This window comes from Mesorhizobium sp. C268A, assembly GCF_040324475.1.
Classification (GTDB): Bacteria; Pseudomonadota; Alphaproteobacteria; order Rhizobiales; family Rhizobiaceae; genus Mesorhizobium.
The window spans coordinates 48479-69750 of record NZ_JAMYVX010000003.1 but is presented as its reverse complement, the minus strand read 5'-3'; the positions used below and the strand labels follow the sequence as shown (position 1 = coordinate 69750).

21 protein-coding genes and 1 pseudogene are annotated in these 21272 nt (G+C 62.0%); 19 read left to right on the top strand and 3 right to left on the bottom strand.

What is annotated here, in order from left to right; translation table 11 throughout:
• The first annotated feature begins 62 nt into the window (after positions 1-62).
• Positions 63-536, top strand: a complete 474-nt coding sequence (locus NKL06_RS27170; protein WP_023668897.1) for an Lrp/AsnC family transcriptional regulator — start codon at positions 63-65, stop codon at positions 534-536.
• Here NKL06_RS27170 and NKL06_RS27165 read toward each other — a convergent pair.
• Positions 533-1198 (bottom strand): 5-formyltetrahydrofolate cyclo-ligase, encoded by a 666-nt coding sequence (locus NKL06_RS27165; RefSeq protein ID WP_023691270.1) that lies wholly within the window; start codon positions 1196-1198, stop codon positions 533-535. The two genes, NKL06_RS27170 and NKL06_RS27165, sit on opposite strands and share 4 nt — an antisense overlap.
• 177 nt (positions 1199-1375) lie before the next feature.
• On the opposite strand from NKL06_RS27165, the gene NKL06_RS27160 reads away from it, so the two are divergent.
• Both NKL06_RS27160 and NKL06_RS27155 read left to right on the top strand, forming a co-directional pair.
• The gene (locus NKL06_RS27160) at positions 1376-2641 is read left to right on the top strand and encodes an NAD(P)/FAD-dependent oxidoreductase (protein ID WP_023691271.1); all 1266 of its coding nucleotides are present in this window, start codon (positions 1376-1378) and stop codon (positions 2639-2641) included.
• 141 nt (positions 2642-2782) lie between these two features.
• Complete coding sequence (locus NKL06_RS27155; RefSeq protein ID WP_023691272.1) at positions 2783-4762, top strand: bifunctional 2',3'-cyclic-nucleotide 2'-phosphodiesterase/3'-nucleotidase; 1980 nt, start codon at positions 2783-2785, stop codon at positions 4760-4762.
• 60 nt (positions 4763-4822) lie between these two features.
• Here NKL06_RS27155 and NKL06_RS27150 read toward each other — a convergent pair whose 3' ends face one another.
• Positions 4823-6073, bottom strand: coding sequence for an SAM-dependent methyltransferase (locus NKL06_RS27150; protein WP_023668904.1), 1251 nt, complete (start codon positions 6071-6073; stop codon positions 4823-4825).
• Positions 6074-6332: 259 nt separating this feature from the next.
• On the opposite strand from NKL06_RS27150, the gene NKL06_RS27145 reads away from it, so the two are divergent.
• From NKL06_RS27145 to NKL06_RS27120, 6 genes are all read left to right on the top strand, one after another.
• Positions 6333-6467: a hypothetical protein gene (locus tag NKL06_RS27145; protein ID WP_023688440.1), complete on the top strand. Its 135-nt coding sequence runs from the start codon at positions 6333-6335 to the stop codon at positions 6465-6467.
• 114 nt (positions 6468-6581) lie between these two features.
• Entirely contained in the window at positions 6582-6872 is a 291-nt protein-coding gene (locus NKL06_RS27140) for a Dabb family protein (RefSeq protein ID WP_023691273.1), read from the top strand.
• 55 nt (positions 6873-6927) lie between these two features.
• The gene (locus NKL06_RS27135) at positions 6928-7800 is read left to right on the top strand and encodes a VOC family protein (RefSeq protein WP_023691274.1); all 873 of its coding nucleotides are present in this window, start codon (positions 6928-6930) and stop codon (positions 7798-7800) included.
• The gene (kdsA, locus tag NKL06_RS27130; RefSeq protein WP_031201698.1) at positions 7797-8675 is read left to right on the top strand and encodes a 3-deoxy-8-phosphooctulonate synthase; all 879 of its coding nucleotides are present in this window, start codon (positions 7797-7799) and stop codon (positions 8673-8675) included. Before NKL06_RS27135 ends, kdsA begins: the two co-directional genes overlap by 4 nt.
• Positions 8676-8770: 95 nt before the next feature.
• Positions 8771-8974, top strand: coding sequence for a dodecin family protein (locus NKL06_RS27125; protein WP_023668908.1), 204 nt, complete (start codon positions 8771-8773; stop codon positions 8972-8974).
• Positions 8975-9057: 83 nt separating this feature from the next.
• Positions 9058-9423, top strand: coding sequence for a PRC-barrel domain-containing protein (locus NKL06_RS27120; RefSeq protein ID WP_023668909.1), 366 nt, complete (start codon positions 9058-9060; stop codon positions 9421-9423).
• A gap of 309 nt (positions 9424-9732) precedes the next feature.
• On the opposite strand, the gene NKL06_RS27115 is transcribed toward NKL06_RS27120, so the two are convergent.
• Positions 9733-10881 (bottom strand): glycoside hydrolase family 19 protein, encoded by a 1149-nt coding sequence (locus tag NKL06_RS27115; RefSeq protein WP_023691275.1) that lies wholly within the window; start codon positions 10879-10881, stop codon positions 9733-9735.
• 534 nt (positions 10882-11415) lie between these two features.
• Here NKL06_RS27115 and eno point away from each other — a divergent pair.
• The 10 genes and pseudogenes from eno (at position 11416) to lipA (ending at position 21263) form a co-directional block, all read left to right on the top strand.
• Entirely contained in the window at positions 11416-12690 is a 1275-nt protein-coding gene (gene eno, locus NKL06_RS27110) for a phosphopyruvate hydratase (RefSeq protein WP_023691276.1), read from the top strand.
• Positions 12691-12827: 137 nt separating this feature from the next.
• Positions 12828-13151: an FtsB family cell division protein gene (locus NKL06_RS27105; RefSeq protein ID WP_023688447.1), complete on the top strand. Its 324-nt coding sequence runs from the start codon at positions 12828-12830 to the stop codon at positions 13149-13151.
• A gap of 195 nt (positions 13152-13346) precedes the next feature.
• Positions 13347-14393: a pyruvate dehydrogenase (acetyl-transferring) E1 component subunit alpha gene (gene pdhA / locus NKL06_RS27100; RefSeq protein ID WP_023682559.1), complete on the top strand. Its 1047-nt coding sequence runs from the start codon at positions 13347-13349 to the stop codon at positions 14391-14393.
• Between the two features lie 15 nt (positions 14394-14408).
• A complete protein-coding gene (locus NKL06_RS27095) occupies positions 14409-15830 on the top strand; it encodes a pyruvate dehydrogenase complex E1 component subunit beta (protein ID WP_023691277.1) in 1422 nt (473 codons plus the stop codon).
• 18 nt (positions 15831-15848) lie between these two features.
• A pseudogene (locus tag NKL06_RS27090) lies at positions 15849-17269 on the top strand (pyruvate dehydrogenase complex dihydrolipoamide acetyltransferase).
• A gap of 14 nt (positions 17270-17283) precedes the next feature.
• Positions 17284-17703, top strand: coding sequence for a hypothetical protein (locus NKL06_RS27085; protein WP_023668917.1), 420 nt, complete (start codon positions 17284-17286; stop codon positions 17701-17703).
• The gene (locus tag NKL06_RS27080) at positions 17700-18341 is read left to right on the top strand and encodes an SGNH/GDSL hydrolase family protein (RefSeq protein ID WP_023682555.1); all 642 of its coding nucleotides are present in this window, start codon (positions 17700-17702) and stop codon (positions 18339-18341) included. The genes NKL06_RS27085 and NKL06_RS27080 overlap by 4 nt, the downstream gene beginning before the upstream one ends.
• 21 nt (positions 18342-18362) lie before the next feature.
• Positions 18363-19811 carry a dihydrolipoyl dehydrogenase gene (gene lpdA / locus NKL06_RS27075; protein ID WP_023668919.1) on the top strand — a complete coding sequence of 483 codons (1449 nt, stop codon included), beginning with the start codon at positions 18363-18365 and terminating at the stop codon, positions 19809-19811.
• Positions 19812-19913: 102 nt separating this feature from the next.
• Positions 19914-20171, top strand: coding sequence for a GlsB/YeaQ/YmgE family stress response membrane protein (locus NKL06_RS27070; protein WP_023668920.1), 258 nt, complete (start codon positions 19914-19916; stop codon positions 20169-20171).
• A 126-nt stretch (positions 20172-20297) separates the two neighbouring features.
• A complete protein-coding gene (gene lipA, locus NKL06_RS27065; RefSeq protein WP_023688453.1) occupies positions 20298-21263 on the top strand; it encodes a lipoyl synthase in 966 nt (321 codons plus the stop codon).
• Positions 21264-21272 lie beyond the last annotated feature (9 nt).

Below are 21272 nucleotides of genomic sequence, written 5' to 3'. Positions count from 1 at the left end.
GAGGTGACGTGTTTCGATAATCGTTGCGCGAAATTGCATAATTTTCGCAGGAATCACTGTAAATGCCGCTCGACAGGATCGATATCGCCATTCTCGAGGCACTGCAGAAGGATGGCCGCATACCCAATGCGGCGCTCGCTGAAAGGGTCGGCCTGTCGCAGTCGGCCTGTTCGCGCCGGCTCGACAATCTGGAGAAATCCGGCACCATCCGCGGCTATCATGCCCGGCTTTCGAATGCCGCGCTCGGCCACCAGATGACGGCGATCGTGCACATATCGCTGTCGGGGCAGTTCGAAAAGACGCTGTCGGATTTCGAGGCGGCGATCAAGCGCTGCCCGAATGTGCTGTCGTGCCACCTGATGTCGGGCGAATACGACTACATCCTGCGCATCGCCGCCAAGGACCTGGTCGACTATGAGCGCATCCACAAGGAGTGGCTGTCGGCGATGCCGCATGTGACCAAGATCAACTCATCGTTCGCCTTGCGCGAGATCGTCGACCGGACCGCCATGGGCATGAAGCCGGAACTGGCCTAGCCCTGAGCAGCCTCGGTCACCAGCCGGTCCATCGGGATGTCGTGCGGCTGCGGGTAGATGGTGGCTATGCGCTGCAGTTCGTAGCCGACGCCGATGACCAATGGCTTGAACGGCATGGCAGCCAGCGTGCGGTCGAAGAAGCCGCCGCCATAGCCCAGGCGGTAGTTTCGCGGGTCGATGCCGACGATCGGCGAGATGACGATGTCGGGCAGCACCGGCTCGCCTTCGGCCGGGATCGGGATGTTCCAGATGCCTTTTTCCAGCCGGTCGCCGGGCACATAAGCGCGGAAGATCAGCGGCTGGCCTTTCTCGATCACGATGGGCAGCGCCGTGCGGCCGCCGCGTTCGTTGATCGACGCCATCCACGGCCGCAGGTCCGGCTCGCCGCGAAACGGCCAATAGAGGCTGACCATGCGGCCGGCAATGTCGCCGATTGCCGCGTCGAGCCCTTCGGCGATAGCCCGCGACATCGCCACCCGCGCATCGGCGGAAACCGCCAACCGTGCCGCGATCAGACGCTCGCGCTCGGCCTTGCGCCAACGGCGCACATCGGTCCAGTCGGTCAATGGCGCGCGAAATTCCGGATCGAGTTCGTGCATGAAGCAAGGCGGCGAAGAATATTGCCCCCGCCCTTTGCCATCTTTGTCGTCGTCGTTGGCCATGCTTCACTCCCGTGGTTCCAGCCTGCAAGGCTATACCCGTCCATGCTTGCCGACATAGGCATTCGCGACATCCGGCGACGAGTCCTGGGCAGCCTTAAGCGGCAATCTAGCTCGCCGCGACATTGTTGCGGTGCACAAAAATCGCTAGATAGAGGGAGACAAATAGGGGTGAATGCGATGAGTGAAACCAGCCATCATGTCGTTGTCGTCGGCGCAGGGTTTGGCGGTCTCGAACTCACGCGGGCGCTGGCCGGCGCACCCGTGCGCATCACCATGATCGACAAGCGCAACCATCACCTTTTCCAGCCGCTGCTCTACCAGGTGGCGACCACCTCGCTGGCGACCTCGGAAGTTGCCTGGCCGATCCGTCATCTGCTGCGCAAGCGCGAGGACGTGACGACCCTGCTCGGCAACGTCACCGGCGTCGACCGTCCAGGCAAACGCGTGGTGCTTGAGGACGGCAGTTCTGTTCCCTACGACACGCTGGTGCTCGCCACCGGCGCGCGTCATGCTTATTTCGGCCACGACGAATGGGAGCCTTTCGCGCCCGGGCTGAAGACGCTTGAAGACGCAACCACCATTCGGCGGCGCATCCTGCTCGCCTTCGAGCAGGCCGAGCGCGAGACCGATCCGGCCAAGCGCCAGGCACTGCTGACACTGGTCATCGTCGGCGGCGGCCCGACCGGCGTGGAGCTTGCCGGCACCATTGTCGAACTCGCGCATGAAACGCTGCGCGGCGAATTCCGCAACATCGACACGCGTGAGGCGCGTGTGGTGCTGGTCGAGGCCGGAGACAGGATCCTAGCCAATTTCGCGCCAAAGCTGTCCGACTATGCGCGCAAGGCGCTGGAGCGGCGGGGCGTCACGGTCGAGCTTGGCCGCGCCGTCACGCGCCTCGATGCCGAAGGCGTCGTCTTTGGCGATACGCATCTGCCGGCGCGAACCATCCTGTGGGCCGCCGGCGTGGCGGCTTCACCCGCGGGAGAGTGGCTGGGCGCGCCGGTGGACCGGGCGGGCAGGGTAATGGTCGAGCCCGATCTGACCGTGCCGAACAGTCCTGAAATCTTCGTCATCGGCGACACCGCGCATGTCTTGCGGCCGGACGGCAAACCGGTGCCCGGCGTGGCGCCCTCGGCCAAGCAGGAGGGCAAGCATGTCGCCGCGACGATCAGGGCGCGGCTGGCCGGCGATGGCGCGCCGCGGCCTTTCCGCTACAAACATGCCGGCGACCTGGCGACGATCGGCAAGTGGGCAGCCGCGATCGATTTCGGCTCGATCAAGCTCACGGGATGGCTTGCCTGGTGGCTGTGGGGCGTGGCGCATATCTACTTCCTGATCGGTTTCCGCAACCGGCTCTCGGTGTCGCTTAGCTGGCTATGGATCTATTTCACCGGCCAGCGCAGCGCGCGGCTGATCACCCAGGGCGACGATGACAAGGGCTGAGGTTCTCAACCGCGGCCAAGGATATTCATCCAGCCGTCACCTTTTGCTGATCGACTGACTTCCCGATGGACATGGCCGGTTTTCGGCGCGAAGCTTCCGCCCGGGGCTGGGATCTTGTCACGTCGCTGGGAAGGAAAACCAATGCCGCATCTCAATTACCCCGTCTCCCGCCGTAGTTTTCTTGCCGGTACGGCCGCCAGCGGGGCGCTGATCATGCTCCATCCGTTTTCCGCCCGCGCGCAGGCCAATCAGGCGCATCTGAGGATCATGGAGACCACCGACATCCATGTGAATGTGCTGCCTTACGACTACTACGCCGACAAAGCCAACGACACGATGGGCCTGTCACGGACGGCCTCACTGATCGCGGCGGTGCGCAAGGAAGCCACCAATGCGATGCTGATCGACAATGGCGATCTTTTGCAGGGCAATCCGATGGGCGATTACATCGCCTATGAGAAGGGCCTCAAGGAAGGCGATCTGCATCCGATCATGAAGGGCATGAACCTGCTGGGCTATGAATGCTCGACGCTCGGCAATCACGAGTTCAATTACGGCCTGTCGTTCCTCGACAAGGTGCTGGCCGGAGCCAATTTCCCCTTCGTCTGCGCCAATCTGATCCGCGGCACCGAGCTTGCCGCCAAACCGCGCGACGACAAGCTCTACCTCAAGCCCTATGTCATCCTCGACAAGAAGATCAAGGACGGGTCGGGCGCCGAGCAGCCGATCAAGATCGGCATCATCGGCTTTGTGCCGCCGCAGATCATGGTCTGGGACCTGAAGAACCTGGAAGGCAATGTCAGGACGCGCGACATCGTCGAGGCGGCCAGGGCATGGGTGCCGCAGATCAAGGAGGAGGGCGCCGACATCGTCATCGCGCTCTCGCATTCCGGCATCGATATCAAGCAGGGCGACGGCATGGAGAACGCCTCCTTCTTCGTCGCCGGCGTCGAAGGCATCGATGCGGTGTTCACCGGCCATCAGCATCTCGTCTTCCCCGGCAAGAAGGATTTTCAGGCGCTCGAAGGCGTCGACACCGAGAAAGGCACGCTGCAGGGCAAGCCCGCCGTGATGGGCGGTTTCTGGGGCTCGCATATGGGACTGATCGATCTGCTTCTGGAACGGGACGGATCGAAATGGCGCGTAGCCTCGGCCACATCGGAGGCAAGGCCGATCTACCAGCGCGTCGACAAGGCAAACAAGCCGACGGTGGCGGACGACCAGCGCGTCGTCGATGCGCTGAAGGCGGACCATGAGGCGACACTTGCCTATGTCCGCCGACCGGTCGGCAAGACCTCGGCGCCGCTCTATTCCTATTTCGCGCTGGTCGCCGACGATCCGTCGGTGCAGATCGTCAACCAGGCGCAGAGCTGGTACCTCAAGGACATATTGAAGAGCACGCAGTGGAAGGATGTGCCGCTGCTGTCGGCGGCAGCACCCTTCAAGGCCGGCGGGCGCAACGGCGCCGACTACTATACCGACGTGCCGGTGGGCGACATCGCCATCAAGAACGTCGCCGACCTCTATCTCTATCCGAACACGGTGCGCGCCGTCGAAATCACCGGCGCGCAAGTGAAGGAATGGCTGGAAATGTCGGCCGGCATTTTCAGGAAGATCGAGCCGGGCAAGGCCGACCAGGCGCTCATCGACACCGAATTCCCGTCCTACAATTTCGATGTGATCGATGGCGTCAGCTACGGAATAGACCTGTCGCAGCTGCCGAAATACGATGCCAAGGGTGGCGTCGCCAATGCCGGCTCGAACCGCATCGTCGGCCTCAGCTTCGACGGCAAGCCTATTGATCCGGCAGCGAAATTCGTCGTCGCCACCAACAATTACCGCGCCGGCGGTGGCGGCAATTTCCCCGACATCAATGCCTCGAAGATCATCTACGAGGCGCCGGACACCAACCGCGACGTGATCGTGCGCTACGTCGTCAGCGAACGCACGATCAATCCCTCGGCCGACGACAATTGGTCGTTCACGCCGCTGCCCGGCACCAGCGTCGTGTTCGAGACCGGCCCCAAAGCGAAGGATTTTATATCGGGAGTGAAATCGCTCAAGATCGAGCCGGCCGGCGAGGGCGAATCCGGGTTTGCGAAGTATCGCATCCTGCTTTGAGGCAACGTGCAGCTAACAGGGAAAACGAGCGGGCATACGCCCGCTCAATCACGCTTCGGATCAGGCTTTGTAGACCACTTGGCGCACGTCGATGTAGCTGGCTCTAAAGCCGGCTTCGCAATAGTGGAGATAAAATTCCCAAAGCTTCTTGAAGCGGTCGTCGAAGCCGAGCGGGACGATCTTTTCCCACGACGCCCAGAAGCGGTTGCGCCATTCGGCAAGCGTGCGGGCATAGTCGTCCGGAAAGACGCGCTCGCGCAGATGGGCAAGGCCATGGTCGCTGCCCAGCGTCTTCAGGATCGACGGCGTCGGCAGCATGCCGCCTGGGAAGACATAGCGCTGGATGAAATCCGGCCTCGCCCGATAGGTGTCGTAGGCGGCCTCGTTGATGGTGATGATCTGCAGGCCGGCGGTGCCGCCGGGCCTCAAGCACGCCTTCATCTTGCCGAAAAATACCGGCCAATATTTTTCGCCGACCGCCTCGAACATCTCGATCGAGGCGATGCGGTCGTAAGTGCCCGTTTCGTCTCGGTAATCCTGCAGCTTGATGTCGACCTTGTCAGACAGTCCCGCCTTCTGGATGCGCGCCTTGGCGAAATCGTGCTGTTCGCGGCTGATGGTCAGGCCGGTGACGCGGCAGCCGATCTCGCGCGCGGCAAATTCGGCAAAACCGCCCCAGCCGCAGCCGATCTCGAGCACATGGTCCTTCTTGCCGATGCCGGTATCCTTGGCCAGCGCGCGGTATTTGGCGGCCTGAGCGCTTTCCAGGTCGTTGGCGCCGGTCGCATAGAGCGCCGACGAATAGGTCATGCTGGGATCGAGCCATTGCTTGTAGAAGGCGTTGCCGAGATCGTAATGCGCCGAGATGTTGCGCTTCGAGCCGGTGCGGGTGTTTTCGTTGAACCAGTGGCGGATGCGCTGGACCGTGTTGATGAGCCAGTTGGCGCCGCCGGCAATGCGTTCCCCAACGGCCGAGTTGACGACGAACAGTTCGAGGAAGCTGGTTACATCAGGGCTTTCCCAGTCGCCGTCCATGTAGGATTCGGCAACGCCGATGGTGCCGCCGGAAAAGGCACGGCCGGGCAGGCGCCAGTTCTTCAACACCAGCTCGGCATCCGGCCCGGGTCCGTTGCCGCCGACAAGCACCGCCCGGCCATCCGGCATCCTCACCTTCAGCGAACCGCGCGGCAATTTCATCGCCGCCGACAGCACCATGCGCGCCTTGGCCGGCAGGCCCTTGACGATCTCGGCGAAATTGAGTTCGTCCAGCCTGATGGCGTCGCCGATGCCTTTGTATTCCCTGACAGCCATCTCACACCCCCCTGGACTTCCGCGGGGGCGGCGCAAGATCTGCCGGCCTCCACATCCTCCACTTTCATTCGCCAGGCGCGAACGCCGTAGCCTGCTTAAATTTTCGCCACAATCTTCCACCGCATCGACCGGAACTTCAAGAGGCAAGCCGTGCCCGGCACTGGCCCAGGTGGCGTGCCTGGGGCCAGAATCGGTGAGGGCGAGCGACCGCCGGCGAAATCGCTATGGTTAGGAACAGCCACATACGTTAGTTTCAGCCATGCGTTATGTCATCGTCATCGTCGCCATCGCCTTTTTCCTGATCTGGGACGGCCTCTACAATCAGGGCCGCTATCTCGACACGACGGTCAGGGAGATGTCGCGCGTCGTGCGCTACGTCACCGGCAAAGCCTAGCTTTTTGCGCCTCTGCAAAGTCGCCTGCCGGCATTGCCGGGCGCGACATCGTGGCGGTTGACGCGACGGTCCCGCTCACACAAAACATGCTGGAAATCGAACGTGGAGGCAGGCGTGATCCGGCATATCGTTTTCTTCAGCGCGCGGCGCAAGGACGATGTCGAGGCCGTGCGCACAGGCTTGCTCACACTGGGCAAGATCCCGCATTCAAGCCTCTTCGAGGTGACGCTCAACAGCAAGGTCGATCCGCTGTCGGATGCGATCGACGTGGTCGTCTATGCCGAGTTCGAGGATGATGCCGCGCTTGCCGCATACAAGGCGCACCCGCTCTATGCCGAGACGACCAGCCGGGTCAAACCCTTGCGCGAATTGCGCTATTCGGCCGATATCGTGGCGACGGCCTGATCGGGCCGGCAAGAGGCCTTGAACCAATTTCGGGAATGATGCACACCGCGCCGGCATGACCAGCACGACCCATCCGCTTGACCATCTGGTGCTGCCGACGGCGAGCCTCGCCGTGGCGCGGGCGCGGCTGACATCGCTTGGCTTCATCGTCGCGCCAACCGGCATTCATCCCTTCGGCACCGAAAATTGCTGCGTCTTCCTTGCCGACGGCACCTATCTCGAACCGCTGGCGGTTGGGAACGAACAGCTGGCAGCGAGTGCGATCGCCGGCGGCAATGTCTTTGTCGCGCGCGACCGGCTCTATCGCGCCAGGCTGGGCGATGAGGGCTTTTCCGCCGTGGTGCTGGCCACCGACGATGCCGATGCGGACCATGCGCGCTTTATCAAAGCCGGCCTGTCGGCGGGAGACGTACTGAGCTTTTCCCGCGCCTTCACCGACACGGCCGGAAAGAGCGACATGGCCTCGTTCAAACTGGCTTTCGCCGCCGGCGCCGAGACGATGGACGCCTTTCTGTTCGCTTGCGAGCGGATCAACGCCCCTCAAATCGACCGTACGGCGCTGCAGGCTCATGCCAATGGCGTGACCGGCATTGCCGAAATCGTTGCGGTCAGCGGCGTGCCATCCGAAAAGCGCCACCTGATCGAGACAGCGACGGGTTCGAGGCAGAGGAGCAGCACGGCGTTCGACCTGGCGAACGCGCGTTTGAGCGTTCTCAAGCCCGCGGCTTTCGCTGAGCGCTTCGGCATGTCGGCTGGCGCGCCGACGGACCTTCGCTTCGCCGCGATCGTCTTTTCGGCCCGCAGTGTCGGCGCTGTCGCGAGGCTGCTTGCAGACAACGCCGTCGGGCACGATATAGCGGGCAACGAAATCGTCGTGCAGCCGGCATCCGGACAGGGCGCGGCTTTCATCTTCCGGGAGACCCCATGAGCAAGCCGCAAGGGCCTAATTCGATGGCGCCGAATTCGTCGGTAACCGTCGGCAACGTCGTCTTCGACAACAGCGGGCCCTTGGCGTTGATCGCCGGCCCGTGCCAGTTCGAATCGCGCCAGCACGCTTTCGACATGGCCGGCGCGCTGAAGGAACTGACCGGCAAGCTCGGCATCGGCCTCGTCTACAAGACCAGCTACGACAAGGCCAACCGCACCTCACTGTCGGCAACGCGCGGCGCCGGCATGGACGCGGCGCTTCCGGTCTTCGACGAGTTGCGCAAGGCGTTTTCACTTCCCATTCTGACCGATGTCCACACCGAGGAGCAGTGCGCGATCGTCGCACACCATGTCGATGTGCTGCAGATTCCGGCCTTCCTGTCGCGCCAGACCGACATGCTGGTCGCCGCCGCCAAGACCGGCAAGGTGATCAACGTCAAGAAGGGGCAGTTCCTGGCGCCCTGGGACATGAAGAACGTGGTGGCCAAGATCACCGGTTCGGGCAACCTCAATGTGCTGACCACCGAGCGCGGCGCGTCTTTCGGCTACAACACGCTGGTGTCGGACATGCGGGCTTTGCCTGTGATGGCCGAGATCGGCGCGCCGGTGATTTTCGACGCCACCCATTCGGTGCAGCAGCCGGGCGGGCAGGGCGGTTCCTCCGGTGGTGAGCGCCGCTTTGTCGAGACGCTGGCGCGGGCTGCCGTTGCCGTCGGCGTCGCCGGCGTGTTCATAGAGACCCACCAGGATCCCGACAATTCGACCTCCTCCGACGGGCCCAACATGCTGCCGCTGAAGGACATGCCGGCGCTGCTCGAAAGACTGATGGCATTCGACCGCATCGCCAAGAATGCTGCTGACCTGAACCGAGGCTGATGGTTTCGGCTATGGCGCGCGCTGCCCTGCTTGTGGAAGGCATAAGCCGGCTGTAGGCTCGCTCCTGCAAATGAGCGTCTTGGCAGGAGGAAGCCATGTCCGTCGCCCGCGTCACCGAAATCACGTCGTCGTCGAAAAAGAGCTTTCAGGACGCCATAGAGAAGGGGATTGAGCGCGCCTCAAAGACCCTGAAGAACGTCGAAGGCGCCTGGATCCAGGACCAGAAGATCGTCGTCGAGGACGGCAGGATCGCGGCCTATCGCGTCAACATGAAGGTGACGTTCATCCTCGCGGAGTAACCGCCCGCCGCTCGAAAAACGGGAACTTTCGCCCGCGCACCTCATTGTCAAAGTATCGATCAACGACATGAGGAGCATCAGCCATGACCACCCAGACAGGCCACACCGAAGCCATCGCCGCTTCGCGCGTCATCGGCACGTCGGTCTACAACACCGAAGGCACGAGCATCGGCAGCATCGAGGACATCATGCTCGACAAGACGTCGAACGGCATCATGTTCGCGGTGATCGGGTTCGGTGGCTTTCTCGGCATTGGCGAGAAGTACCACGCCATTCCGTGGGCGAGCCTCGACTATGACGAGGACAAGGGCGGCTATGTCGTGCCGTTCTCGAAGGAGCAGCTGAAGGCAGCACCGGCCTATTCGATCAATGAACTGGCCGGCGCCGATGGCGAGGCCGCACGTGACGCTTCCTATGATTACTACAAGGTCACGCCGTATTGGCATTGATCAGCTGCGCTGACGCCTGACGTGAAAAGGCCCCCGAATTCCGAAACGGGGGCCTTTTCAGTGTAACCCGACAGTTTCTATTCTGCTGCGTAAAGCGTGGACAGCTGCGTCGCCGCCCTTGGCGGCTGCCGCGTATCGCAGGACGTCAGGAACGCCGCCGCGATCAGGAACAAACTCACGATACCGCTCAACTCGGACGTGGCGAAACTCCTCCTGTTTCGCCCCGCGCATCACCATCCTAGTCGACACAGAGATTGTTATCTCTGAATTATGATGACGTGGTGTTGTCGAACGTGATCCGAGGCATGCTCAGCTGAGGAGTCCGGCATTCTTCACCGCCTTGAAAACCTTTTCATGCCAGGCGATCCGATCCGCTTCGCCATTGGCCGGCGTGGTGGAATTGGCGTTGCCGACGTTGATCGCGCGCGAGATCTTTTTAATCAGGCCGGCATCGGCAAAGGCATTGCAGCCTGACCCTTTCCATTCGGCGCAAGCTGCGAGCAGCGAAATCTGCGGATCCTCGATCAGTTCAGGATGATTGGCGAGGTCGACCTTGGCGAGCTTGCCCTTGGCCGTGTACGCGTCGCGCCCGGTGGTCTGGAACGTGCCGCCGCCGCGGAAATTGAAGCCGTCCAACGTTCCTTTCACATTGCCCATGCGGCCGCCATAGGCCCAGTCGCCCAGGGCTTGCGGCTTGCGCAGCAGGTTGTCCTCGATCCACTGATCGGTCTTGCCCGCGGCTCGCGACCTCCATGCGTTCCGGATTGCCGCCACGGTCGTGTAGGTCAGGGATTCGCGAATGAGGGTGAAGCCACCGGTTTCCATCGCCGCTTGAGCGAAGAAATGCATCAGCCGATCATAGTTCTTGCACACGCCATGATCGCCAAGTGTCTTGAGGCCTTTGTCGGAGGTAAAGGCGCCGATGTAACCGTCATAGATTGTTCGCTTGGAACCGCTTGCCGGTCTCGGCGCGAATTTCTGGAAGACCGCTGCCGGCAAACCCTTGTTCGGATCGCCCGCAACGGCTTCGAGCACGCTCTCGACACTCTCGGTCGACAGCACCGGTTCGCCTTCGACGACCACCGAAGCATTGGGAATTCGCTTGCCGTTGCTTTTCGGGAAGCCACCGCCGGCAAAGGTTTTCAGATCGTCGATGAGGGCGATTACGCGTGTCCGGCTCTCCGTGAAATCCATGTCGGAAAGCGGACCGCTCACCTTCTTCGTCGGGTTGATGCATCCGACGCTGGACAGGAAATTGACGCCCGGATGGATCAGGATTTCGGTGCGCTTGTTGGTCTTCAGCAGTTCGAGTCCAGGTTTGGGTGGCGTCTTGGCGCCAGTGTAGCCGATCGTCACATATTTGCCTCCGGCCTGTGTCGCCAGCGGATAGGTGCCGGGCTCGATGCGCCTGCCATTGTCTTCTTTGGAATTGTCGCCTGGGCCGCGAGATTCACACACGAACCCCGATAGACCCGTTGCTGCCGTGCCGTTGTGGAAGACTTTATAGGTACCAACTGTCCTGCGTCTGGTGCCCCTCATATGCTCGACTTTGCGGCTAATAAGAAGTTCCCAGCCAGTACCTGAAATCGCTGCCATTGCCACCTCCCCAAAGAGTTCAAGTTTGTTGACTTCGCTGTGGTCGCCAAATAGTTCGCGTTGTAGATGTGACCCTAACATCTTCGAATTCTCTGCATTGTGAAGTTTGTCACGTTGGCGGTAGCCTCTTTTGAATCATCGGCTGGAGTTTGCGTGCCGCCTGGTATTTCGTGATAAGGCATTGCCGCGATAAAAGGGGAGGGGCATCCGCCCCATGGGCCTAGACATATGAGGTCAGGTCGGGGTTGTTTGCGTGCAGATGGTGTCGCCCATGCCCCACGGCCTGAGCGCATGGGGCGATCGTCACCATTATTTCATGCCATTCCTGATTGCCTTTTGCGGCACTTTGGCTAAGAGGGGCGCGACGCTTTCAATCGATCAATCGGGGACATCGCAATGACCGCCATCATCGACATTGTCGGGCGTGAAATCCTGGACAGCCGTGGAAATCCGACCGTCGAGGTCGACGTCGTTCTCGAAGACGGCTCAATGGGCCGCGCCGCCGTGCCGTCGGGCGCGTCGACCGGCGCGCATGAGGTCGTCGAACTGCGCGACGGTGGCGCCCGCTATCTCGGCAAGGGCGTGCTCAAGGCGGTCGAGGCCGTCAATGGCGAGCTGTTCGAGGCGATCGGCGGCATGGAAGCCGAGAACCAGATCCACATCGACCAGACCATGATCGAGCTCGACGGCACGCCCAACAAGAGCCGGCTCGGCGCCAACGCCATTCTCGGCGTTTCGCTGGCGGTCGCCAAGGCAGCAGCGGAAGCCGCCGGCCTGCCACTCTACCGCTATGTCGGCGGCACCAAGGCGCATTTGCTGCCGGTGCCCATGATGAACATCATCAACGGCGGCGCGCATGCCGACAATCCGATCGATTTCCAGGAATTCATGATCCTGCCGGTCGGCGCGCCGACGCTGCGCGAAGGGGTGCGCTGGGGCTCGGAAATCTTCCACACGCTGCGCAAGAAGCTCAAGGATGCCGGCCACAACACCAATGTCGGGGACGAAGGCGGCTTCGCGCCCAATCTGAAGAGTGCGCCGGTGGCGCTCGATTTCATCATGGAATCAATCGAGAAGGCCGGCTTCAAGCCGGGCGAAGAGATCGCGCTCGGTCTCGACTGTGCGGCGACCGAATTCTTCAAGGACGGCAATTACGTCTATGAGGGCGAGAAGAAGACCCGCGATCCGAAGGCGCAGGCCAAGTACCTGGCCAAGCTCGCCGCCGACTATCCGATCATCTCGATCGAGGACGGCCTGGCCGAGGACGACTGGGAGGGCTGGAAGTACCTGACCGATTTGATCGGCAACAAGACGCAGCTGGTTGGCGACGACCTCTTCGTCACCAACACGGCGCGGCTGCGCGACGGCATCCGCATGGGTGTCGCCAATTCGATCCTGGTCAAGGTCAACCAGATCGGCTCGCTCACCGAAACGCTCGACGCTGTCGAGACCGCGCACAAGGCAGGCTACACAGCCGTCATGTCGCACCGTTCGGGCGAAACCGAGGATTCGACCATCGCCGACCTCGCCGTCGCCACCAATTGCGGGCAGATCAAGACCGGTTCGCTGTCGCGCTCGGATCGCATGGCCAAGTACAACCAGCTGATCCGCATCGAGGAAGAGCTCGGCAAGCAGGCGCGCTACGCCGGCAAGTCGGTGGTCAAAGCCTAAGTTCTGCCGAACTGGCGAAAACGATGAAGGGCGGGATTTTCCCGCCCTTTTTCGTTGCGGCCGCTGGCTAATGCACCTGTCCGTAACCCTCCATTAAGCACAATCGGGCGAGATAGACAGGTCAGAGGATTGCGACCATGTGGACACGCCAGCACAAGCAGAGAAACACCGGCCGGCTGATCATCCCGTCGCTTTGCGTGGCGTTCCTGGCCTATTTCGGCTTCCATGCCTATCATGGCGAGTTCGGCATCAATTCCAAATATCAGCTCGAAGCGCAGACCATCGAATTGCAGGCCAAGTACGATGCCATCAAGGCGCGCCGGGTCGATCTGGAGCGGCGCGTCCAGCTGATGCATGAGGGCACGCTTGAAAAGGATATGCTCGACGAGCAGGCACGCCGGGCGCTCAATCTGTCCCAGCCCGATGAAATCACCATCATGCTGCCGGCCAATTCGAAATAACCTAATTTCTGTTAATCGCTTTTATTTCCAATGATTCTAGGCATTTAGATGCATGCCAGCCATGCGTTTTTCTGCATGGCGAAACGCGGTCTCGCATGTTAGCTTCCTTCCAATCGGTGGGGAGGAGCTGATCCTCCCCGGAGCAGACATGGTCTGCTTTAGTGTCCGCAAAGAGACGCCAACAGGGAGTGATGCATGGCCACCGCCGCCAAAAAAGCGCCTGCCAAATCCGTTAAATCGACATCCGCCAAATCAACCGGGCTTTCCGCCCCCAAGCCGGCCGACTTCACCAAGGACGAGGAGCTTGCCGCCTACCGGCACATGCTGCTTATCCGCCGCTTCGAGGAAAAGGCCGGCCAGCTCTACGGCATGGGCTTTATCGGCGGCTTCTGCCACCTCTATATCGGCCAGGAAGCGGTCGTCACCGGCATGAAGATGTCGCTGATCAACGGCGACCAGATGATCACCGCCTATCGCGACCATGGCCACATGCTGGCGATGGAACTGTCCCCGCGCGGCGTCATGGCAGAGCTGACCGGACGCCGTGGTGGCCTGTCGAGGGGCAAGGGCGGCTCCATGCACATGTTCTCCAAGGAGAAGCATTTTTACGGCGGCCACGGCATTGTCGGCGCGCAGGTTTCGCTCGGCACCGGGCTGGCCTTCGCCAACCGCTACCGCGACAACAACAATGTCTCGCTGACCTATTTCGGCGATGGCGCAGCCAACCAGGGCCAGGTCTATGAAAGCTTCAACATGGCCTCGCTGTGGAAGCTGCCGGTGATCTACATCATCGAGAACAACCGCTATGCCATGGGCACCTCGGTGTCGCGCTCGTCGGCCGAAACCAATTTTTCGCATCGCGGCGCCTCGTTCAAGATTCCCGGCATTCAGGTCGACGGCATGGATGTGCGTGCGGTCAAATCCGCCGGCGATCAGGCGACCGAATGGTGCCGTGCCGGCAACGGTCCGATCATCCTCGAGATGCAGACCTATCGCTATCGCGGTCACTCGATGTCGGATCCCGCGAAATACCGCTCCAAGGAAGAAGTGCAGAAGATGCGCTCGGATCATGATCCGATCGAGCAGGTCAAGGCGCGGCTGACGGCCAAGAAGTGGGCGACCGAGGACGAGCTCAAGAACATTGACAAGGAAGTCCGCGACATCGTCGCCGACGCTGCCGAATTTGCCCAGCACGACGCAGAGCCGGATCCGTCCGAGCTCTGGACCGACATCGTATTGTAACGGGAGGGCAAGGACATGCCGATCGAAATTCTCATGCCCGCTCTCTCGCCGACCATGGAAGAGGGCAATCTTTCCAAGTGGTTGAAGAACGAGGGCGACAAGGTCGTCGCCGGTGATGTCATCGCCGAGATCGAAACCGACAAGGCGACGATGGAAGTCGAGGCCGTCGATGAAGGCACGATCGGCAAGATCGTGGTTCCCGCCGGCACCGAAGGCGTCAAGGTCAATGCGGTGATCGCCGTGTTGCTGCAGGACGGCGAAAGTGCAGGCGATGTCGAAAAGAGCGGCCAGCCTGCCTCAACCCAGGATGCCGTTTCCGCTGGCGGTCAGCGGACCGATGCAGCCGAGGAAGGCTCAAAGGCGGCTCCCCAGGATGCCGGCGAGGCTCCGAAGGCAGTTCCCGCCGCTCCGGCAGCCAAACCTGCCGCCGATCCGGATATTCCCGCCGGCACCGAGATGATCTCGACTACGGTGCGCGAGGCCTTGCGCGATGCCATGGCCGAGGAAATGCGCCGCGACGGCGATGTCTTCGTCATGGGCGAGGAGGTCGCGGAATACCAGGGCGCCTACAAGATCACGCAAGGGCTGCTGCAGGAATTCGGGCCGCGCCGCGTCGTCGACACGCCGATCACCGAGCACGGCTTTGCCGGCGTCGGCGTCGGTGCGGCGATGGCCGGCCTGAAGCCGATCGTCGAGTTCATGACCTTCAACTTCGCCATGCAGGCGATCGACCAGATCATCAACTCCGCGGCCAAGACGCTCTATATGTCGGGCGGCCAGATGGGCGCACCGATCGTGTTCCGCGGACCGAACGGTGCGGCCGCCCGCGTCGGCGCCCAGCATTCGCAGTGCTATGCCGCCTGGTACAGCCATATTCCCGGCCTGAAGGTGGTGATGCCGTACACGGCTGCCGACGCCAAGGGCCTGCTCAAGGCGGCGATCCGCGATCCGAACCCGGTCATCTTCCTTGAAAACGAAATCCTCTACGGCCAGTCCTTCGACGTGCCGAAGCTCGATGATTTCGTGCTGCCGATCGGCAAGGCGCGCATTCACAAGCAGGGCAAGGACGTCACCATCGTCTCGTTCGGCATCGGCATGACCTATGCCATCAAGGCGGAAGCCGAACTGCGCGGCATGGGCATCGATGCCGAGATCATCGATCTCCGGACCATCCGCCCGCTCGACCTCGACACCGTCATTGCCTCCGTAAAGAAGACCAACCGCCTGATCGTGGTGGAAGAAGGTTTCCCGCAAAGCTCGGTCGGCGACCACATCGCCAATCAGGTGTCGCAGCGCGCCTTCGATTTCCTCGACGCGCCGGTCATCACCATCGCCGGCAAGGACGTGCCGATGCCCTATGCGGCGAACCTCGAAAAGCTGGCCTTGCCCAATGTCGGCGAGGTCATCGAGGCGGTCAAAGCCGTCACGTATCGCTGAGCCGGTCGGGAGGACATCATGCCAATCAACATCACCATGCCGGCGCTGTCGCCCACGATGGAAGAGGGCAATCTTTCCAAGTGGCTGGTCAAGGAGGGCGACAAGGTTTCGCCGGGCGACGTGATCGCCGAGATCGAGACCGACAAGGCGACGATGGAAGTCGAGGCCGTCGATGAGGGCACGGTCGCCAAGCTGGTCGTTCCGGCCGGCACCGAAGGCGTCAAGGTCAATGCGCTGATCGCCATTCTCGCCGGCGAAGGCGAGGATGCAGGTGCAGCGGCAAAGGGCGGCGGCGATGCCGCGCCCGCGAAAGCCGATGCCAAGCAGGATAAGGCGTCAATCTCCCCACCCGTGGGGAGATGTCGACGAAGTCGACAGAGGGGGGCGCTGCCCCGCCGACCTCTCAGTCTGTCGCGCACCCCTCTGGCCTGCCGGCCATCTCCCCCACAAAGGGGGAGATCAGCCAATCGTCAGGCGAGCGCACCTTCGCCTCGCCGCTGGCTCGGCGCATCGCCAAGGACGCCGGCGTCGATGTGTCCGCCGTAACCGGCACCGGCCCGCATGGCCGTGTCGTCAAGGCCGATGTCGAGGCGGCGATTGCCGGCGGTGGCGCCAAGGCTGCACCGGCCGCGAAAGCCGCACCTGCCGGCGCTCCGGCACCTGCGGCTCCGGCTGCGGCACCCAAGGCGATGTCGGACGAACAGGTGCTGAAGCTGTTTGCCGAAGGGTCCTATGAGCTCGTCCCGCACGACAATATGCGCAAGACCATTGCGCGCCGCCTGGTCGAGGCCAAGACAACCATCCCGCATTTCTACCTGACGCTCGACTGCGAGCTCGATGCGCTGCTGGCGCTGCGCACACAGATCAATGCGGCGGCTCCGATGAAGAAGACCGACAAGGGCGAAGTGCCCGTCTACAAGCTGTCGGTCAACGACATGGTGATCAAGGCGATGGCGATGGCGCTGATGGCGGTGCCGGATGCCAATGCGTCGTGGACCGAAAGCGCCATGGTCAAGCACAAGCACGCCGATGTCGGCGTTGCCGTGTCGATCCCCGGCGGCCTGATCACGCCGATCATCCGCCACGCCGACGAAAAGACACTGTCCACTATCTCCAACGAGATGAAGGATCTGGCGAGCCGTGCCCGCAGCCGCAAGCTGAAGCCTGAGGAATATCAGGGCGGCACGACGGCTGTCTCCAATCTCGGCATGTTCGGCATCAAGGACTTTGCCGCCGTCATCAACCCGCCGCATGCGACGATCCTGGCGGTGGGTGCCGGCGAGCAGCGGCCGGTGGTCAAGAATGGCGAGATCAGAATCGCCAATATCATGTCGGTGACGCTGTCGACCGATCACCGCGCCGTCGACGGTGCGCTCGGCGCCGAACTTCTGGTCGCCTTCAAGCGCATGATCGAAAATCCGATGGGCATGCTGGTCTAGGAAGGAAAAAGGCTGTGCGGAAATTCGTCACCAGCCTTTTCGCCCTGATCCTTTCCGGCCTGGCCGGCGGGCTGGTGGCGCTGTGGCTGGCAATCGTCACCAATGCGAATTCCGAATACATCCTGGTCTTCATGGTTTCGGCGCTGGTCACCATCGTTGCGACCGTGGCGTTTTTCATCGCGCAGTTCGTGCCAAACCCGCAAAGGGCGATAAACCTGACGGGGCTTGTTGGGGTTTCGTTGTTCGTGCTGGCCGGAATCGGGCTGATTGCCTGGACCTTCTCGCAGCCGCCTGGCAAAGCCCAGTGGTCGGGCGATCTCCCCGTTGTCGCCGGTCTGTTTTTGCCAAGCATCGCCACGGTTATCGTGCAGTGGCTGTTCGTGGGATGGCGCGTGCGGCGCGGGCTTAGGGCGGAGGCGGGTGCGGGTGCATGAAGACGATCCTCTGCTACGGCGATTCCCTGACCTGGGGCTATGACGCGGCGAGCCTCGGGCGTCATGCGCTGGAAGATCGCTGGCCGAGCGTGCTCAAGGCGGCGTTGGGCGACGATGATATCGAAGTCATTGCCGAAGGTCTGAACGGCCGCACCACGGCTTTCGACGATCACCTGGCTGGTGCCGACCGCAATGGCGCCAAGGTGCTGCCGACGATCCTGACCAGCCATGCGCCGCTCGACCTGATCATCATCATGCTCGGCGCCAACGACATGAAGCCCTGGATCCACGGCAATCCGGTCGCGGCCAAGCAGGGGGTGCAACGGCTGATCGACATCGTGCGCGGCCACGATTATCCGTTCGACTGGGCCGCGCCGCAAATCCTGATCGTCGCGCCACCAGCGGTCAGCCGCACCGACAATGCCGAATTCAAGGAAATGTTTGCCGGCGGCGACGAGGCCTCGAAGCGGCTGGCGCCGCAATATTCCGCGCTCGCCGACGAGGCCGGCTGCGGCTTTTTCGATGCCGGCACGGTGGCCGAGACCACACCGATCGACGGGGTCCATCTCGATGCCGAAAACACGCGCAATATAGGTGACGCATTGGCGCCATTGGTGCGTGTGATGCTGGAACTCTAGAGAAAATCAGGGAGAAACCCCGTGGCTGAATCCTACGACGTCATAATCATCGGCTCAGGCCCCGGCGGCTATGTCACGGCGGTGCGCTCCGCCCAGCTCGGCTTCAAGACGGCGATCGTCGAGCGCGAGCATCTCGGCGGCATCTGCCTCAACTGGGGCTGCATCCCGACCAAGGCGCTGCTGCGCTCGGCCGAGATCATGCACTATTCCGATCATCTGAAGGACTACGGCCTGAAGCTCGAAGGCGGCAAGGTCAGCGCCGACACGGCCGCTGTCGTCGACCGCTCGCGCAAAGTGTCGTTGAGGCTCAATGGCGGCGTCGCCTTCCTGATGAAGAAGAACAAGGTCGACGTTATCTGGGGCGAGGCCAAGCTCTCCAAGCCGGGTGAAATCGTCGTCTCCAAGACGGCGAAGAAGCCGATGGAGCCGCAGCCGCCGGTGCCCAAGGGCGTCAAGGGCGAGGGCACCTATACCGCCAAGCACATCATTCTCGCCACCGGCGCCCGGCCGCGCGCGCTGCCCGGCATCGAGCCGGACGGCAAGCTGATCTGGACCTATTTCGAGGCGATGGTGCCGAAGGAGATGCCGAAGTCGCTGCTGGTCATGGGTTCGGGCGCCATCGGCATCGAGTTCGCCTCCTTCTACCGCACCATGGGCGCCGAGGTGACGGTGGTCGAGCTTTTGCCGGCGGTGATGCCGGTCGAGGATGCCGAGGTCTCGAAATTCGCGCAGAAGCAGTTCGAGAAGCAGGGCATGAAAATCATCCTCGAGGCCAAGGTGACCAAGGTCGAGAAGGGTGCCAACTCGATCACCGCCCATGTCGAGATGAAGGACGGCAAGGTCGAGAAGATCACCGCCGACCGCATGATCTCGGCCGTCGGCGTGCAGGGCAACATCGATAATCTCGGCCTCGAGACGCTCGGCGTGAAGACCGATCGCGGCTGCGTCGTCATTGACGGCTATGGCAAGACCAACGTTCCCGGCATCTACGCTATCGGCGATGTCGCCGGACCGCCGATGCTCGCCCACAAGGCCGAGCATGAAGGCGTGGTCTGCATCGAGAAGATCGCCAATTTCCCCGGCGTGCATGCGACAGACAAGCTGAAGATCCCGGGCTGCACCTATTGCAACCCGCAGGTCGCCTCGGTCGGGCTCACCGAAGCCAAGGCCAAGGCCGAAGGCAAGGACATCCGCGTCGGCCGTTTCCAGTTCGGCGCCAACGGCAAGGCGATCGCGCTTGGCGAGGACCAGGGCTTCATCAAGACCATCTTCGACAAGAAGACCGGCCAGCTGCTCGGCGCGCATATGGTTGGCGCCGAGGTGACGGAGCTGATCCAGGGCTTTGTCGTGGCGATGAACCTGGAGACCACCGAGGAAGAACTGATGCACACCATCTTCCCGCATCCGACGCTGTCGGAGATGATGAAGGAAAGCGTGCTTGATGCCTATGGCCGTGCGCTCAACGCGTGATAAATTGCTGCCGCGAGACTCAGACGCATGCGCCGGAGGAACCTTACGGCAAGACAGTTCGTTTCCGGATGCATTTTCACCTGACACTGGAGGAGTTGGCATATGGACGTGAATGGCGTGGGCTGGATTGCGGCCATCATCATCGGCGGTTTGGCCGGGTGGCTGGCCGAGATGGTCATGAAGAGCAATACCGGCGTCTTGATGAACATCATTATGGGCATTGTCGGCGCGGTGGTGCTGAACGCAATTCTCAGGGCGCTCAACATCGAACCCTTCGGTGTCGGCTGGCTCGCCTACCTGATCACCGGCTTCATCGGCGCCTGCCTGCTGATCTTTGCCGGGCGGCTGATACGCCGCTAGACTACCGCTATGCGAAAAAGGCTGTGGCGGCATGCGCCGCCGCGGCCTTTTCTTTGCACCGAAAAGTCCTAGATGACGTCAGGAGGGCGAATGCCGACGGGCAGACGCCAATAAGTCAGGTTTGAGATGGTCACCGTCCTCGACACGATCGCCAACGCGCCGCGCCTGCGGCACCCCGAGAAGGCGCACAAGCCTGATCAGGACGTGCTGCGCAAACCCGACTGGATCCGCGTCAAGGCGCCGATGTCCAAGGGCTATGCCGAAACCCGCGAGATCGTGAAGTCGCACAAGCTGGTCACGGTGTGCGAAGAGGCCGGCTGCCCCAATATCGGCGAGTGCTGGGAAAAGAAGCACGCCACCTTCATGATCATGGGCGAGATCTGCACGCGCGCCTGCGCGTTCTGCAATGTTGCCACCGGCATTCCGACCGCGCTCGATGCCGATGAGCCGGCGCGTGTCGCGCATGCCGTAAAGCAGATGGGGCTGACCCATGTCGTCATCACCTCGGTCGACCGCGACGATCTCGCCGATGGCGGCGCGCAGCATTTCGCCGAGGTTATCCGGGCGATCCGGGCAGCGACACCTCTGACCACGATCGAAATCCTGACGCCCGATTTCCTGCGCAAGGAAGGCGCGCTGGAGATCGTCGTGGCGGCCAAGCCCGATGTCTTCAACCACAATCTCGAAACCGTGCCGTCGAACTACCTGACGGTGCGGCCGGGTGCCCGCTATTTCCACTCGATCCGGCTGTTGCAGCGGGTCAAGGAGCTCGATCCGTCGATCTTCACCAAGTCCGGCATCATGGTCGGCCTCGGCGAAGAGCGCAACGAGATCCTGCAGCTGATGGATGACCTGCGCTCGGCCAATGTCGACTTCATGACCATTGGCCAGTATCTGCAGCCGTCGAAGAAACACCACCCGGTGATCCGCTTCGTCACGCCGGAGGAGTTCAACTCCTTCGCGACGATCGGCAAGACCAAGGGATTCCTGCTGGTGGCGTCGAGCCCGCTGACGCGCTCCTCGCATCATGCCGGTGACGATTTCGCCAGGCTGCGGGCGGCGCGTGAGGCGCAGCTCAAAAAAGCCAGTTAAATCCTGCTT

Coding starts and splice junctions, on each gene's coding strand:
- NKL06_RS27170 (WP_023668897.1), top strand. CDS start 63: ATGCCGCTCGACAGGATCGATATCGCCATTCTCGAGGCACTGCAGAAG.
- NKL06_RS27165 (WP_023691270.1), bottom strand. CDS start 1,198: ATGGCCAACGACGACGACAAAGATGGCAAAGGGCGGGGGCAATATTCT.
- NKL06_RS27160 (WP_023691271.1), top strand. CDS start 1,376: ATGAGTGAAACCAGCCATCATGTCGTTGTCGTCGGCGCAGGGTTTGGC.
- NKL06_RS27155 (WP_023691272.1), top strand. CDS start 2,783: ATGCCGCATCTCAATTACCCCGTCTCCCGCCGTAGTTTTCTTGCCGGT.
- NKL06_RS27150 (WP_023668904.1), bottom strand. CDS start 6,073: ATGGCTGTCAGGGAATACAAAGGCATCGGCGACGCCATCAGGCTGGAC.
- NKL06_RS27145 (WP_023688440.1), top strand. CDS start 6,333: ATGCGTTATGTCATCGTCATCGTCGCCATCGCCTTTTTCCTGATCTGG.
- NKL06_RS27135 (WP_023691274.1), top strand. CDS start 6,928: ATGACCAGCACGACCCATCCGCTTGACCATCTGGTGCTGCCGACGGCG.
- kdsA (WP_031201698.1), top strand. CDS start 7,797: ATGAGCAAGCCGCAAGGGCCTAATTCGATGGCGCCGAATTCGTCGGTA.
- NKL06_RS27125 (WP_023668908.1), top strand. CDS start 8,771: ATGTCCGTCGCCCGCGTCACCGAAATCACGTCGTCGTCGAAAAAGAGC.
- NKL06_RS27120 (WP_023668909.1), top strand. CDS start 9,058: ATGACCACCCAGACAGGCCACACCGAAGCCATCGCCGCTTCGCGCGTC.
- eno (WP_023691276.1), top strand. CDS start 11,416: ATGACCGCCATCATCGACATTGTCGGGCGTGAAATCCTGGACAGCCGT.
- NKL06_RS27105 (WP_023688447.1), top strand. CDS start 12,828: ATGTGGACACGCCAGCACAAGCAGAGAAACACCGGCCGGCTGATCATC.
- pdhA (WP_023682559.1), top strand. CDS start 13,347: ATGGCCACCGCCGCCAAAAAAGCGCCTGCCAAATCCGTTAAATCGACA.
- NKL06_RS27095 (WP_023691277.1), top strand. CDS start 14,409: ATGCCGATCGAAATTCTCATGCCCGCTCTCTCGCCGACCATGGAAGAG.
- NKL06_RS27080 (WP_023682555.1), top strand. CDS start 17,700: ATGAAGACGATCCTCTGCTACGGCGATTCCCTGACCTGGGGCTATGAC.
- NKL06_RS27070 (WP_023668920.1), top strand. CDS start 19,914: ATGGACGTGAATGGCGTGGGCTGGATTGCGGCCATCATCATCGGCGGT.
- lipA (WP_023688453.1), top strand. CDS start 20,298: ATGGTCACCGTCCTCGACACGATCGCCAACGCGCCGCGCCTGCGGCAC.